Annotated in this window: 13 protein-coding genes; 1 reads left to right on the top strand and 12 read right to left on the bottom strand. The window is 38.6% G+C overall.

Annotation, left to right across the window (positions count from 1 at the left end):
* Positions 1-10: 10 nt before the first annotated feature.
* The 4 genes from LCM23_RS10125 to LCM23_RS10140 all read right to left on the bottom strand — a co-directional run bounded on the left by LCM23_RS10125 (position 11) and on the right by LCM23_RS10140 (position 5,510).
* Positions 11-1,111 (bottom strand): ABC transporter substrate-binding protein, encoded by a 1,101-nt coding sequence (locus LCM23_RS10125; RefSeq protein WP_224936836.1) that lies wholly within the window; start codon positions 1,109-1,111, stop codon positions 11-13.
* 1 nt (position 1,112) lies between these two features.
* Positions 1,113-2,081, bottom strand: coding sequence for a TAXI family TRAP transporter solute-binding subunit (locus LCM23_RS10130; protein ID WP_224936837.1), 969 nt, complete (start codon positions 2,079-2,081; stop codon positions 1,113-1,115).
* Positions 2,082-2,223: 142 nt separating this feature from the next.
* The gene (locus LCM23_RS10135; protein ID WP_224936838.1) at positions 2,224-3,567 is read right to left on the bottom strand and encodes a sigma-54-dependent transcriptional regulator; all 1,344 of its coding nucleotides are present in this window, start codon (positions 3,565-3,567) and stop codon (positions 2,224-2,226) included.
* The gene (locus LCM23_RS10140; protein ID WP_224936839.1) at positions 3,564-5,510 is read right to left on the bottom strand and encodes a transporter substrate-binding domain-containing protein; all 1,947 of its coding nucleotides are present in this window, start codon (positions 5,508-5,510) and stop codon (positions 3,564-3,566) included. The genes LCM23_RS10135 and LCM23_RS10140 overlap by 4 nt, the downstream gene beginning before the upstream one ends.
* Before the next feature lie 218 nt (positions 5,511-5,728).
* Here LCM23_RS10140 and LCM23_RS10145 point away from each other — a divergent pair, with 218 nt between their 5' ends.
* Positions 5,729-6,055, top strand: a complete 327-nt coding sequence (locus LCM23_RS10145) for a general stress protein (protein WP_224936840.1) — start codon at positions 5,729-5,731, stop codon at positions 6,053-6,055.
* A 274-nt stretch (positions 6,056-6,329) separates the two neighbouring features.
* On the opposite strand, the gene LCM23_RS10150 is transcribed toward LCM23_RS10145, so the two are convergent.
* The 8 genes from LCM23_RS10150 to nikB form a co-directional block, all read right to left on the bottom strand.
* A complete protein-coding gene (locus tag LCM23_RS10150) occupies positions 6,330-6,869 on the bottom strand; it encodes a chromate transporter (protein ID WP_224936841.1) in 540 nt (179 codons plus the stop codon).
* Positions 6,866-7,396: a chromate transporter gene (locus LCM23_RS10155; protein ID WP_224936942.1), complete on the bottom strand. Its 531-nt coding sequence runs from the start codon at positions 7,394-7,396 to the stop codon at positions 6,866-6,868. The genes LCM23_RS10150 and LCM23_RS10155 overlap by 4 nt, the downstream gene beginning before the upstream one ends.
* A 74-nt stretch (positions 7,397-7,470) precedes the next feature.
* A complete protein-coding gene (locus LCM23_RS10160) occupies positions 7,471-9,075 on the bottom strand; it encodes a gamma-glutamyltransferase family protein (protein WP_224936842.1) in 1,605 nt (534 codons plus the stop codon).
* A gap of 237 nt (positions 9,076-9,312) precedes the next feature.
* Positions 9,313-10,329 (bottom strand): ABC transporter ATP-binding protein, encoded by a 1,017-nt coding sequence (locus LCM23_RS10165; RefSeq protein ID WP_224936843.1) that lies wholly within the window; start codon positions 10,327-10,329, stop codon positions 9,313-9,315.
* Positions 10,326-11,309, bottom strand: coding sequence for an ABC transporter ATP-binding protein (locus LCM23_RS10170; RefSeq protein WP_251162492.1), 984 nt, complete (start codon positions 11,307-11,309; stop codon positions 10,326-10,328). Before LCM23_RS10170 ends, LCM23_RS10165 begins: the two co-directional genes overlap by 4 nt.
* Positions 11,310-11,317: 8 nt before the next feature.
* Positions 11,318-12,856: an ABC transporter substrate-binding protein gene (locus LCM23_RS10175; protein ID WP_224936844.1), complete on the bottom strand. Its 1,539-nt coding sequence runs from the start codon at positions 12,854-12,856 to the stop codon at positions 11,318-11,320.
* Between the two features lie 19 nt (positions 12,857-12,875).
* Positions 12,876-13,769 carry an ABC transporter permease gene (locus tag LCM23_RS10180; protein WP_224936845.1) on the bottom strand — a complete coding sequence of 298 codons (894 nt, stop codon included), beginning with the start codon at positions 13,767-13,769 and terminating at the stop codon, positions 12,876-12,878.
* A 21-nt stretch (positions 13,770-13,790) separates the two neighbouring features.
* The gene (gene nikB / locus LCM23_RS10185; RefSeq protein WP_224936846.1) at positions 13,791-14,732 is read right to left on the bottom strand and encodes a nickel ABC transporter permease; all 942 of its coding nucleotides are present in this window, start codon (positions 14,730-14,732) and stop codon (positions 13,791-13,793) included.
* Positions 14,733-15,044 lie beyond the last annotated feature (312 nt).

Below are 15,044 nucleotides of genomic sequence, written 5' to 3' on the forward strand. Positions count from 1 at the left end.
TCCTCTTCTATTATTCTAGTAGTTTGCCAATTTCAGGAACGACTTCTTTATTCCAACGATCTGACCATTCCGCTCTAATTTCTGCGAATTGAGGGACATCTGGCTTAAATGTTGGATCATCCTCTGCTATCCCAATAGATTCTTGATATTTTTCAGGTAGTTCTACTCCTTCAGCAATTGGATAGAATCCTTCCTCTGCAATTAACGATTGTGCTTCCTCACTCACAAGATAATCAATAAATTGAAGAGCTTGCTCTTCTTTCGGTGTGTTCTTCACTAAAGTTGCACTAAAGGCTTGTAGGGGAACACCTTCTTTTGGTATCGCCATTTTAATTGGTATGCCTGATTCAGCTAAATCACTAATTACATAAGAACCTAAAACAGATAGGTCAGCAGCACCTTGTTGAATCGCTGGCATCACTTGTGTTGAGTTTTTATAGAAAGTGGTTGAGTAACCTGCCAATTCCTTCGCTTTTTCTATACCAGGATCAACGTTATCTGTACTCCCACCATTTGCCATTGCTAACGCGTTTAATGTATTAAATCCCCAGTCATTTGTGATATCAACAAATGCTGTTTTTCCTTCATAATCTCCGGATACAAGGTCATTCCAAGATTCAATTGGTCCCCAACCATTTTTCTTGAATGATTCCGTATTATATGCTGGGGCAATAGCTAAGCCAAAAACTGGTGCCCCCGCACCCTCAACAGAAACGAAATCATCAATGACATTGGAGAAGTTCGGTACATTCTCTTCACTTAATGTCTCAGTTAAATCTTTTTCATTCGCCCGATAAACATCAGTTGGTACAAAGAAAGCGATATCAATATGTGGCGCATTCTTTTGTAGCTCTACTTTAGAAAGAATCTCTCCTGATAAGCCTGGGACATAATTCACTTTAATACCGGTTTCTTCTTCAAATTTCGGTGCGATTACATCTCTTATCGTTTGTTCAATCACGCCACCATTGCCCGCTACCGTAATTGACTTACTATCTGAGTCTCCACCTTCTGAACTTGCTTGTTCACCGGATTTTTGTGGTGTCGGCGCCCCACAAGCAGCTAGGCATAGCAACATAAAAATAGATAATGCCGTAATGATTTTTTTCATTTTACTTTCCCCCTACTTCGTTTATATATTGTTTGGCACCTGGATGAAGCGGAATCGCTATATTAGTTGCTGATTTTTCAACCGTCATATTTGCTACGGCTGGATGATAGACGGCCCATTCATCTAAGTGCTCATAAATACCTTTTAAAATATGATAAGCCAGCTCATTAGATAATTCTTCATTCGCATACAGCACGTTTTGCACTGTAACTGTCGGTGTCGGCTCCGTTATTCCCTCATATGTATGGCTCGGAATTTCTTGCCACTCATAACCCTCGTATTGCTGATTTAAGCGCTTACTTGTTTCCTCATCTACCTTAACTAACGTAAGATTCTCCTCCTCTAGCAATTGTTCGATCACTGGATTAGGTAATCCGGAAGAGAGGAAGGCAACGTCAATGGTACCATTGTTCATACCCGCTGCCGATTGGGTAAAGGATAAATACGAAATATCCATTGTCTCTTGACTAAGCCCTGCTGCTTCTAACAGCCTTTCTGCTGTAAATCTTGTGCCACTTCCTTCTGCACCTAAACTGACTCGCTTCCCTTTTAAGTCAGATAAGGATTCAATGGATGGATCTGACGTAACGATTTGCATATAGTTGCGATAAAGATTGGTTAATACCTTTAAATGTTTTTGTGATAGTTCATCAGAATACAATACATCAGCCATCGATATCCCAAGTTCTACCTCGTTACTACTTACGAGCTTCGCATTTTGAATCGAAGCATTTGTCACTCTCGTACCAAAAGCAGCCTTATTATATTTTTCTAAAATCGTCATTAATCCTGTACCTAGCGGATAATACACACCCGATACATCACCTGTTGCCAGCACGATTGACTTTTTCCCAACCGCTAGTTCTTCTGATGGAGCCTTACTTGGATCATAAGAAGACCGGATCTCGGAATGAGTATTCGAACAACCGCTTAACAGAAAAATAATTGCCACCCATAAAAATGACTTCATCCCTACTAACATCCTCCTTATTTTTATTAATGCAAATATTATGCCAAAATTCATAATATTGTTTTATGTATACGCTTACAATTTTATCAAAAGAAAAACCGGCAATTTTTTCCGTATGAGTCAGAAAATATTGCCGGTTCTTTTATTTCTTATAGTTCTTCAACTTATCCCGCAAACTCCTCTCAGAGATCTGCAAGGAGTGAGCGGTTTTTTGCCTATGGTCTTTATAGTGCTTGAGTGTAGCAGTGATGACTCGCTTCTCGACCTCTTTCATCGGAATGCCAAGTGGTAATTGAATCATTTCATCCTCTTCAATCGGATGTTCGGCGTGACCTTGGACGAAATGCGGAAGGTCTGTGACATCGATTAATTGATTAATTGATAATGCCACGGCATACTCGATAATATTGCCGAGTTCTCTCACATTCCCTGCATATGGATAATGGAGAAGCACTTCCATCGCTTTCGGTGTCAGACCTTCTTTTTGTTTGTTCATTGATTGATTAAATTTTTGAATCAGATGATTGATGAGTAGCGGAATATCTTCTTTTCTTTGTCTGAGCGGTGGCATATGAATAGGAATCACATTTAAGCGAAAGTATAAATCTTCGCGGAACTCACCATTTTTGACCATTTGCGCGATATTTTTGTTGGCTGCACTAATAATACGGATGTCGAGTTGCTTTTTCTTATTTGATCCAAGTGGTGTGACTTCGCGCTCTTGGATGACTCGTAAAAGCTTTGCTTGTAGAGACAGAGGCAATTCACTCATTTCATCTAGAAATAATGTCCCGCCGTTAGCTGCAACACATTTGCCATCCTTCGATTGAGTGGCTCCAGTAAAGGCTCCTTTTTCGTAACCAAACAGCTCTGATTCTAGTAAATTATCAGGAATAGCCGCACAATTGACAATCTCTAATGGACCTTGATACCTTCTACCCGAAAAATGAATTTCCCTCGCAACTAATTCTTTGCCTGTTCCACTTTCTCCCGTAATAAGGACGCTTGAATCGATGTCCTTAATGCGATCAATCATTGAGAATACCTGTTGCATCGCCTTGCTTGTCCCTAAAAATGCACGTGCTTCCAGTTGTTTATCTTTTGACTCCAGCCGATTGGAGAATTGTTTATATTGCAGTGCGCGCATGATTAATACAGATAATTTATCCATATCAATCGGCTTTTCAATATAATAATAGGCACCTTGCTTAATTGCCTCAATCGATGTCTCAATGCTAGCAAAAGCTGTCATCATAATGGCCGTGAGCTCCGAACGTATTTCCTTCACTTTCTTTAAAATATCTAGACCGCTAACAGCCCCCATTCTTAAATCTAATAAGACGATATCGATTCGTTTACTTTTCACCCACTCTATTCCTTCCTTTGGGTCTATGGTTGTATATACTTGATAATCATCTTCTAAGGCAAACTTAATGGACATACAAATCGCAGCTTCATCATCAATGACGAGTAGACCTGGCTTCATTTGAGCGAATCCTCCTCTCGATAAATGGGTAAAGTAATGACGAACCTAGTCCCTTCTTTTTTCGTACTTGTTACGCTAATGTCCCCATTATTTTCTTGTATTAAATGATAAGAAAGTGTAAGCCCTAGACCGACTCCTTTTGCTTTTGTCGTATAAAACGGATCAAAAATATGATGTTGTTGCTCCACACTCATCCCTTCTCCGTTATCTTTAATAGAAATCTCTCCACACTCTTCATCTAGATAATACATCTCTAACTCTATACGCTTCCTAGTAACGTTCTTTACTGCATCAACAGCATTCAGTAAAATATTCAAAAGCACTTGTCTAATTTGTTGCGGATCAATATAAAAGACTAACCCATCTGGTACTTTTAATTGAAAGTCAATGTACTCATCCTTCATCGTTACATGTAAGAAAGTCAGCATAGTGGTTAACTCCGATGCAGTACATGGCTGAATACGTGGTGTGCTTGGTCTCGCATAATCAATAAGATCGGTGACAATCTGATTTAGCCGGTCAACTTCTTTTGGTAAATGTTCGACTAACATCTCTTGAAAGTCTTTTTGTGCTATTTTTCTTGGAATTAAATTGATAAATGTTTTAATGGATGTTAATGGGTTTCTTATTTCGTGAGCAACACCGGCGACTAACTGTCCAAGCGCATGAAGCTTTTCCTGTGTGAGTAACTTCTGCTCTAATTGGACCTTTTCCGTTTCATCTCTGATAGTAAGCAAATACCCTGCTTGATTTTCCAAAGAATTATACATTTCGTTCAGTGAATAATAGATAATTTTCCGTTGACCGTTTCGGTGAAACACGAATTGTTTGGCACGATCATGATAGAAATGCGTTCGTATTTCATTAAAAATAGGTGACTGCTCAACCCCCTCTTGTTGGGGCCACTCTAGAATATCAAGTGCCCTTGGATTGCAACTCGTCATCATAAAATTCAAATCAAAAGTAATAATACCAGCATCTATATTATTGATTATTTGATCTTTAAAAGCATTGCTATCAGCGGTGCGTTGCCGTTGATCATGCAAATCCTCATTCAAAAGGGTCAGTTCTTTCGTATGTTTATTGACAGCTAATTTCAACCGATAATTCCATATATAAATGAGAATAAGAATAAAACCACCAATGGCCATAAATATTGATAAAATAGTAATAAAATCCTTTAACCTTGTTATTTCCTCTTCATTTTCACCTTTCGTCCAAAAATCAACCAGCTGGTTCATTTCCCCTGTTGCCTTTAAATCAATGATGGCTTTATCTAAGAACCGTCGAAATTCTTCATCCCCTTCTTGTACGGCTACAGCATAATCTGCAGGATCCAAAATGATATCTAACACAACATATTGTTTCTCTAACTCATAACGATCTAAAAAAAAATAGGAGGTCCATTTGTTGCCAATAAAAACATCCGCGCGGCCATTCCAAAGCATAAATAAACCGTTGTATTGGTTAGTCGTCACGGTAAAGTTATTATTTCGCAAGTTTATTAATGTATTTAATCCAGCCGTATCTTCTTTTAAAACTATATGCGTATCCCGCAAATCTTCTATATTCTCTACTTCGTCTTTCAAGCGCCTAGGTATCACTAAAGAATCCGACATCGTAAAATAAGGGGTGGAAAAGTCCATATACTTCTCCTTGTCTATACTATAGGTGACCCCGGCAACACCTTCTATTTCTCCTTTTCTTAACGCTTCCTCAGCTTGCTTTCCATCCATTGGGATAAACTCAAACTTCACATCATTTTTGTCGGCTATCCTTTCTAAGACGGCAATGCTTAAGCCTTGTAGCTCTCCGTTTTGATTAAGATAAGAAAATGGTGGAAACGCTTTTTCTGCTCCTATTCGATACACTTGTTCTTCTGCTAAGACATGAGTGAATGGGAAGAGAGTGAAAAACATGAAAACGAGCAATACTTTGCGCAAAATGATCTCCTTATTATGTTAGAAAATTATAAATATTTTATATTTAAATAATAAATAAATCACTTTCATAACACAAGGCTCCAAAGAACATTTTTATCTATCAATTAATGATTCTATTTTTTACCAATAAACATTAAGGTTTAATCTATTGTAGAACGGATATATATACACTAAGAAGAGACACAAGATACTCTTCAAAAAAGAGGAGGATGTAAACTATGTATAAAATCGAAGTTGTAGAAAACGGAGTACAGGCGGTTAGCATCATTAACTCTCTTGAAAACGAAGGTTATACTAAGAAGGATATATACTTATTCGCACATGACAGAGACCGCTCAGAAAATTTAACAGATGCAACAGATACAAATGATATTGGTATGAAAGAACAAGGTGTTTTTGACTCCATCGGAAACGTCTTCAAAAGCCGAGGCGATGAATTACGTTCTAAAATGAAATCAGTTGGTATGACTGATGTTGAAGCTGAGAGGTATGAAGAAGTACTTGATCAAGGTAAACTTGTTGTTGTCGGCTCTACTAAAAACTAATCCTTATGTCTAATATCATTCCCCCCATTTCACTATATATGACCGGTAGCGAATTGCTACCGGTTTTTATAATTAAAGAGAAGGATGAAAGATTAATAGATTTTTCTCATATTCCCTTCTATTGATGACTTCATTTCAGCATGAGCATCTTGCAAACAGGGCAATCGTCCTTCTCAGATTAAAGAATGAAGCTACGAATCCATCTGCAAATATCTCTGATAACTAGTTGAACCAAAGACAGTTTTTCATTCGGTCTTACGCTCCCTCACCTAGACTAATAGATAATCAATCCCGAAATGGCCCCTACTGCTAAAGCGATACTAATAACAATGGCCGGGTGCATTTTCATTTTTTCTAATAAAAAATAACTACCAATGACCATCAAAAGAGAATAAATCATCCCTAATGAAGTAAAGGAATCCTTCAGAAATTGGAAGGTCATGACGGCTAGCAACACTGCAATCACTGGACGGACAATTTTAGAAATATTTTTGACTTGTGGGGTGTCTTTATATTTCATTAAAATCGCCATCAATACGAGCATTAAGATAATCGAAGGAGCTATGGTAGCAAAAAGGGCGACGAAACTCCCTACAATTCCCCCTTCTGCGTAACCGATATAACCGGCCATTTTCGTCGCAATCGGACCTGGCAAGGAATTCCCAATCGCCAGGACTTCACTAAATTCTTGAGTGGACATCCAGCCATATTTACCGACGACTTCATTTTCAATTAAGGGAATGGTCGCAGGTCCACCACCGTAACCAAGAATACCTGGAATAAAAAAGGCTAAAAAGATTTCCCAATAAATCATGATGGATTCTCCTTCCTCTTAAAAGGAATAAAGACGGAAATAATTAATATCATGATGAGAATACCTGGATGTAAGTGCGTCACTTCTGTAAGTAAGAAAGACGCTAATATGAGAATAATCGCTTTCTTCCACCCAAGCGTCGTGCCCGATTTCTTTACAAATTCCCAAGTCATTTGCGCCAGCATCACAGCTACAACCGGGACAATCGATGCTGACATATGCTTTACCCATGGAATATCTTTATAAGCTTGTAAAACTTGCAGAAGACTTATAAGGATAATAACAGTAGGAAGAACGGAAGAAACAAGGGCATTAATCAATCCTACGATTCCTCCGACACGGTAGCCAATGTAACCCGCCATCTTTGTCGCAATTGGGCCTGGCATCGTGTTAGCCAATGCCAAAGTATCGGCAAACTCTTCTTCTGTCATCCATTTATATTTCTTTACTGCTTCTTGCTGGAAAAGTGGTATAGAGGATGGTCCACCGCCAAACCCTAACATTCCAGTACGGAAGTTCCCAATCATTAATTCTTTTTGTAAACGTAAGCCTTGGCGTGTTTGAGGCTTAGCTTCTTCCCGTTGTTTTTCTTTCGCTGAGGCTACCAAGCGGCAATCGTACCATCCGTACGGGATTCAGTTCCACCCATTAAAACACCCGTCTCAGGATTACGCCAAATGATTTGCCCACGCCCAAAGCTTCCTCCATCCGGTGTAATTGTAACTTGATGACCCCTTCTTTCCAACTCTTGCACTATATAATTAGGAAACTCTGGTTCTACGAAAATAGATTTTTCTTTGATCCATTGCCATCTTGGCATATCTAGTGCAGCTTGCGGATTTAAGGCATAGTCTACCGTATTGGTTACTACTTGGAAATGACCTTGTGGTTGCATATAGCCCCCCATTACACCAAATGGACCAACTGCCTTACCATCTTTTGTCAAGAAGCCAGGGATGATCGTATGATAAGTCCGTTTGCCACCTTTTAAATAATTCGGATGATTGTCATCCAATGAGAAATCATGACCTCTATTTTGTAAACTAATGCCCGTACCTGGGATCACAATTCCTGAGCCAAAGCCCATGTAATTACTCTGAATATAAGAAATCATATTTCCTTCTTCATCCGCAGCAGCTAAATAAACCGTACCGCCTTTCGGCAACTCATAAGGTTCCGGATTGGAAGCGATATCCGAAATGGTTTGACTGCGTTTATCCGCATACTCCTTAGAAAGTAACTCTTCTGTTTCAATAGGCATATCTGCTGCCTCTGTAATAAATGCTTTTCCATCGGTAAAGGCAAGTTTCATCGATTCAATTTGTTCATGAAGCGTTTGTGCTGATTGCCATTGTGGCTTTGACAATCTCTCAAAATTATTTAGTGCCATCAACGCAACCATACCTTGACCATTCGGAGGTATCTCCCATACATCGTAACCTCTGTACTGAGTAGAGATAGGATTTACCCATTCAGGCTCATATTTACACAAATCTTCTTTTGTTAAAAAACCTTCATGTTTCTTCATAAAAGCATCCATTTGTTCAGCTAATTCACCCTCATAAAAGGAGCGGCCTTCCGACTCCCCAATTGCTTGAAGGGTTTTGGCGTGCCCTTCTGAACGCCATAATTCACCGATTTCTGGTGCCTTCCCCCCCGGTGCGAACGTTTCGAACCATCCTTCGAAAGCTTCATCCGTAAATTCTTCTTTAAACTTCGTATATGCCCTTTTCCAATACTTCCCTAGAATCGGTGTCAGCGGATAGCCCTCTTCTGCATATCTAATCGCTGGCTTTAATGATTCAAGCAAAGATAGTTTACCGAACCGTTTCGATAACGTTGCCCATGCGGCTGGTACCCCGGGTACAGTAACAGGGACGGTACCGTATGTTGGCATTTTTGTGAATCCACGCTTTTTTACCTCATCAGCAGAAATCGATTGAGGTGCAGGGCCAGAAGCATTTAATCCATGGAGTTGATCTTTTACCCAAACGAGAGCAAAGGCATCTCCACCGATTCCATTCGAAGTTGGCTCAACGACTGTTAATGCTGCAGCTGTTGCAATCGCTGCATCAATCGCATTCCCCCCTTTTTGCAATATCTCAATACCTGCTTGTGCTGCTAAAGGCTGTGAAGTCGCTACCATTCCTTTTTTAGCGAACACTGTATGTCTTTTTGCCGAGAATGGGTGATGTAAGTAATCCAAATTAACCTCTCCTTTTACATTTGTAAATATAAAATCAATTTTAACTTACGTAATGTATATTACACATTACAGATTATAGAATAAAATTAGTGATAATAATAGGATTTAAATCTAATATATTTAAATTCTCTAAAATCAATATGTAGAATTATCTTAATTATTCTTACACAAATGTTAACCTACAATAAAAAAAAACACGAGATGCTAGCTAACAGCACCTCGCTCTTCAAAGGAATTTCACTTCGCTTCTTTAAAAATAGATTCCCCAGCAAAATGACAAGCTGCATAATGTTCCTCACCGTACTCTCTCCATTGAGGCTTCTCTTCCATACATTGTGTCCTCGCTATCGGGCAACGTGTATGAAAGGGACATCCAGAAGGAGGATCCGCCGGATTCGGTAAATCACCTTGTAATCTTATTCTATTTCGTTTCTTTTCAATAGAGGGTCTAGGAATAGCAGAAAGTAATGCTTGTGTATAGGGATGTAGGGGAGCATTATATAAATCCTCTACCTTTCCCTCCTCAACCGTATTCCCTAAATACATCACTAGTACTCTATCGCAAAAATAACGAACAACACCTAAGTCATGAGAAATAAACATATAAGATAGTTGATACTTTTGCTGTAAGGTTTTCAATAACTTTAACACTTGTGCTTGGACAGATACGTCGAGAGCAGATACTGCCTCGTCACAAATGATAAAGGATGGATTTAAACAGATGGCACGTGCAATCCCAATTCTCTGCCTTTGTCCACCACTGAATTCATGAGGAAAACGATCATAATGCTCTTCTTTTAAACCTACTTCTTTTAATAAATCTAAAACCGCTAACTTTTTTTCTTTACTGGACATAGATGTATGTATGGAAAAAACCTCTGCTATAGCTGGACCTATTTTTTGTCTAGGATTTAAAGAAGCAAAGGGATCTTGGAAGATCATTTGCATTTCTTTCACAAATTTAAGCTTTTCTTTTTTTCTTAATGATTGTATTTCGGTCTCTTTGAATTTAACTGTCCCGGCCGTTAATTCTTCTAATCCTAGAATGGCTTTTCCTAACGTCGATTTTCCACACCCTGACTCGCCTACAACACCTAAACTTTCACCTTCATATAATTTAAAAGAAACATTTTCTACTGCTTTCACATGAGATTGTACCCTTTGCAACAAACCACCCTTGATTGGGTAATACTTCTTTAACTGGTTGATTTCAAGAAGGGTCTTTCTTCTTCCATTATCATCTGCGACATTCATGGATTTGTTACCTCCTCTGCTTCCAGCCAACAACTCACCGAATGAGAGTGAGACAAATCAAAGGCAGGTGGCTCTTGTTGTTTACATGTTTCCATGGCAAATTTACAACGTTCGTGGAATCGACAACCTTGAATTTGTTGATTTAAACTAGGCAAAGAACCAGGAATAGCTTCAAGTTCAAAGTCCGGTTTGTCTACATCTGGCACAGAATTTAACAGTCCAATTGTGTAAGGATGTTTTGGATGATTAAAAATCTCCTCTACAGTCCCTTCTTCTACCTTCTTCCCTGCATACATAACCATTACTCTGTCAGCTACTTCTGCAACAACACCCATATCATGGGTCACCATGATTACACCCATATGGTATTCTTGCTTTAAATCATTAATCAAATCTAGAATTTGCGCTTGAATCGTCACATCTAACGCAGTCGTCGGTTCATCCGCAATCAGTAATCCCGGGTTACATGACAAAGCAATCGCGATCATTACCCTCTGACGCATGCCACCACTTAATTCGTGCGGATATTGACTCATTCTTTTTTCAGGATAAGGAATACCCACACTTTTCAGAAGATCAATTCCCTTTTTATGGGCTTCTTTTTTAGATAATTTCTCATGAATCATTAGAGGTTCTCTTAACTGATAGCCTATCGTTAAAACAGGATTCAGCGCTGTCATCGGTTCTTGAAAAATCATCGAGATTTGGTTGCCACGAATCTGTCTCATTTGTTCAGCTGTATGACTTTGAATAGCCTCTCCCTCATACTTAATTTCTCCACTTGCAATTCTACCGTTGCTTGGTAATAATCCAATAATTGAGAGAGAAGTTATACTTTTACCACAGCCCGATTCGCCAACAATACATAATGTCTCACCCTTATTTAGCGAGAATGAAACATCGCGGACAGCAGGTAAATACCCGTCTGCTGTCCGAAACTCTGTAATCATATTTTTCACTTCTAGTAAAGCCTCTCCCATTGTTGCACCTACTTTCTTGTTACTTCTGATAGATTCCATTTACCAGTTGCTTCTAAAAGTAGACCTTCATAAGATTGATCCATTGCAGCTGTTACGATGGAGTGATACATAATCACGACTGCATCTTCATCTAACATTAAGCGATTAGCTTGATCTAATAGTTCTAACCGTTTATCTTGGTCTGTTGTTGTTCTCGATTCATCTACTAATTGATCAAATGCTTCGTTACTATATTGTGCTCTATTTGAAGCACCTACATTATCACTGTGGAAATTAGGATAAAATAATTCTGAACCATCAGCTGTTAAGTTAGACCAGCTTAAGAAGGTTAAATCAAAGTTCCCTTGTCTTGCTGTATCTAGGAATGAAGCCCATTCCATTGACTCAATTTCGATGTTAAACCCTGCCTCTGACAATTGCGCTTGAACAATTTCAGCCATCAGTAAGAAATTACTTCTATTTGGTGTTAATAACTTATACGTTTTCTCTCCAAATCCATTTTCCTCTACTAAACTTTTAGCCTTTTCTAAATCATAAGGTGTACCTGCTTCAGCAGCAGATTCTACGTACCCAAATACTTTTGGCCCTATGACACTATCACTGCGAATGCCTAACCCGTTCATTTTTGAGACAACAGCATCCCGGTCAATCGCGCTAGCAAAAGCTTCACGTAATTTTGCATCTTGGAATTCCTCTTTTCCATGATTCACAGAGAAATAGTATTCTGGTGTCCCATCCACCTTTTCAACTGTTACATTCTTCAGACTTTCAATTCTTTCAATCTGTTCCATAGGAAGGTTATCAATAAATTGTACTTCTCCTGTTTGTAACATCGAGATCGCTGTTGATATCTCTGGAACAACTTTAAAAATTAATTGTTGAATCGCAGGTGCGCCATCGCGATAGTCTTCATTTGCTTCTAATACGACTTGATCCCCTGGTACCCATTTCGCAAATTTGAATGGCCCTGTACCGACAGGCTCTTTATTTAAATCGCCCTCTTTATCTGCTGTTGGGCTTACAATGGCTGCGTTAGAATGTGACAGTGCCGCTAAAAAAGGACCGTATGGATATTTAGTTTTGATTTCAACTGTGTAATCGTCAATCACATTAATAGATTCAACCGGCTCCATTAGTGAAGCTCGTGGGGCTGCTGTCTCTGGATCTCTTAATTTATCAAAAGTATATTTAACAGCTTCTGCATTAAAGTCTGTTCCATCATGGAACTTAATTCCTTCTTTTAATTTAATCAGCCAAGTGTTCTCATCTGGATTTTCATAAGATTCAGCTAATTTAGGTTCTATTTCCATTGTTTCTGTATTTCTATCAAACAGCTTTTCGTATACATGGTCAGTCACATTAGCTGATGCACTATCATTTGTCATGATAGGTGATAGCCCTACTGCATCTGATAGTGAGGCATATGTAAATGTATCGATTTTACCGTTCCCTTCACCTTCCCCACTTGCCGGTTCATTACCGCTTGAACAAGCAGATACAATCATTAGTGTAAATACCGCTAGTATTGCTAATAACTTTTTCCTCATTCTTAATTCCCCCCAATTTTTAAACATTCATATTAGGATCAATGGCATCTCGTAATCCATCTCCTAATACATTAAAAGCAAATACAGTTAACATGATGGCAATCCCAGGTACAATCGTTAGATGTGGAGATGACCACATAAAAGCCTGACCTTGCGAAATCATTGATCCCCATTCAGGGGTAGGTGGTTGTGCACCTAAGCCTAAATAGCTTAATGCAGCTGTTGAAAGAATAGCCGTAGCCATTCGCATTGTGGCAAAAACAATAATAGGCGCAAAACAATTTGGTAATATATGTTTAATCATAATACGAAGATCTGAAGCGCCTACCGATTTCATGGCCATAATATATTCTTTTTCCTTTATCGATAAAACGGACCCTCGTACAATTCGTGCACAGGAAGGTATCGACCAAATACTTATAGCGATAGCTACATTTACTAAACTTGTACCGAGTACAGCAATAATGAGCATAGCAAGTAAAATTCCTGGGAATGAAAATAATAAATCGACAAATCTCATAATAATGCCATCTAATTTTTTGTAATATCCCCCAAGTAAACCTAGCGTAACGCCACCAAGAAGGCCGAGCACTACAGCTACAATCCCTACTAATAGAGAGATTTGGGAGCCATAGACAATTCGGCTCCAAACATCTCTTCCATAATTGTCTGTGCCTAACCAATGATCCTCACTAAATACAGGTAATTCACTAGCTGATAGGTCCTGCTTCACGGGGTCGTGGGTAGCAATAATAGGGGCCAACAACGCCATGGCGATTTGAAGAATAATAATGATTAACCCAAGAAACGCTAACTTATTTCGTAGCAACCTTTTTATAATTAACAACCACTCATTATCCTTTTTCGGTGTTACTGCTATTGGACTATTCGTTGCCTGAACAACCTCTGGCATCAGTTTTTCCTCCCTTCGTCATTACTGATATTTAATCCTTGGATCAATATATGTATAAACCACATCAACGACTAAATTCACAACAACAAAGAGTGTAGCTACTAAAAGAACAGATCCTTGTACCATCGGAAAATCTCTAGCTGCTATGGCGTCAATCATTAGCCTACCTACACCATTAATCGCAAATACTTTTTCAGTGATAATGGTCCCTCCTAATAGTGAACCAAAGTTCACACCAATCACTGTCAAAACAGGAATCATCGCATTTTTTAATGTATGAATCCATATAACTTCGCGTTCCTTTACACCTTTTGCTCTTGCTGTTCTTACATAATCTGCCCTTACTACTTCAAGCATAGATGATCTCGTCATTCTAGCAATCATCGCAGCTGCCCCTGTCCCTAAAGTGATTGCAGGTAAGATTAATTCCTTTATCCCTTCAATGGTATACCATGGTGAAGATAACCCACCGACCGGGAGTAGTTGTAAGTTAACGGAAAATATAAGGATAAGGACAGCACCCATCCAAAAGTTCGGTATAGAAATACCCGCAAGAGCAAAGGTTGTTGACCCTACATCTAGCCAAGAATTTTGTTTAAGAGCTGATATCAACCCTGTTAAAATACCAATAACAATGGCGACAATCATACTAGCAATTGCTAACTTTAGCGTATTTGGCAGTCTCACCCCAATCGCCTCAGCTACAGACTGTTGGTTTTGATAAGAATATCCTAAATCACCTTGTACAAGATCTACTACATAGCGACCATATTGTGTAAGAAAAGGGTCATCTAAACCAAGATTATCTCTTATCGCCTCCACATCTTCTTTTGATGCAGTTGGCCCTCCAATCATTGATGCCGGGTCACCAGGCGCCAAATACATGGATGAGAATACAAGAAAGGAAATACCAAATAGTAGAATCACAAGTTGAAAAAATCTTCTGAATATAAAACCGACCAATTTCACCCCTCCTTCGAAATCATTTGTTAATCATTTTCCTTTTTTTAATTACTAAATGTTTAAAATAATTTAAAAATGATTATAAAACATAAATATACAAAATTCTATATATTTTTTCATTTTTTTAAATTATTTTTTATTTCCATTTCCTTTTGTTTTCATTATTTGACAAAAATGTTCATTATGTAACTTAAGTATAATTATTTATCATCTTTTAGTTATCGATAGGTAAAGCGTTTTCAAAAACAAAAGGTAATTTACCAATTTCTTGTCCAATACAAAAAAAGACCCGCCAGTGGCGAGTACCTGTTT

This window comes from Cytobacillus kochii, assembly GCF_020171845.1.
Classification (GTDB): Bacteria; Bacillota; Bacilli; order Bacillales; family Cytobacillaceae; genus Cytobacillus; species Cytobacillus kochii.

Bases quoted from the DNA above. Each gene is read 5' to 3' on its own strand.
- LCM23_RS10165 (WP_224936843.1), bottom strand. From the start codon at position 10,329: ATGAATGTCGCAGATGATAATGGAAGAAGAAAGACCCTTCTTGAAATC.
- LCM23_RS10155 (WP_224936942.1), bottom strand. From the start codon at position 7,396: ATGATTGGGAACTTCCGTACTGGAATGTTAGGGTTTGGCGGTGGACCA.
- LCM23_RS10180 (WP_224936845.1), bottom strand. From the start codon at position 13,769: ATGCCAGAGGTTGTTCAGGCAACGAATAGTCCAATAGCAGTAACACCG.
- LCM23_RS10150 (WP_224936841.1), bottom strand. From the start codon at position 6,869: ATGATTTATTGGGAAATCTTTTTAGCCTTTTTTATTCCAGGTATTCTT.
- LCM23_RS10145 (WP_224936840.1), top strand. From the start codon at position 5,729: ATGTATAAAATCGAAGTTGTAGAAAACGGAGTACAGGCGGTTAGCATC.
- LCM23_RS10175 (WP_224936844.1), bottom strand. From the start codon at position 12,856: ATGAGGAAAAAGTTATTAGCAATACTAGCGGTATTTACACTAATGATT.
- LCM23_RS10135 (WP_224936838.1), bottom strand. From the start codon at position 3,567: ATGAAGCCAGGTCTACTCGTCATTGATGATGAAGCTGCGATTTGTATG.
- LCM23_RS10130 (WP_224936837.1), bottom strand. From the start codon at position 2,081: ATGAAGTCATTTTTATGGGTGGCAATTATTTTTCTGTTAAGCGGTTGT.
- LCM23_RS10170 (WP_251162492.1), bottom strand. From the start codon at position 11,309: ATGGGAGAGGCTTTACTAGAAGTGAAAAATATGATTACAGAGTTTCGG.
- LCM23_RS10125 (WP_224936836.1), bottom strand. From the start codon at position 1,111: ATGAAAAAAATCATTACGGCATTATCTATTTTTATGTTGCTATGCCTA.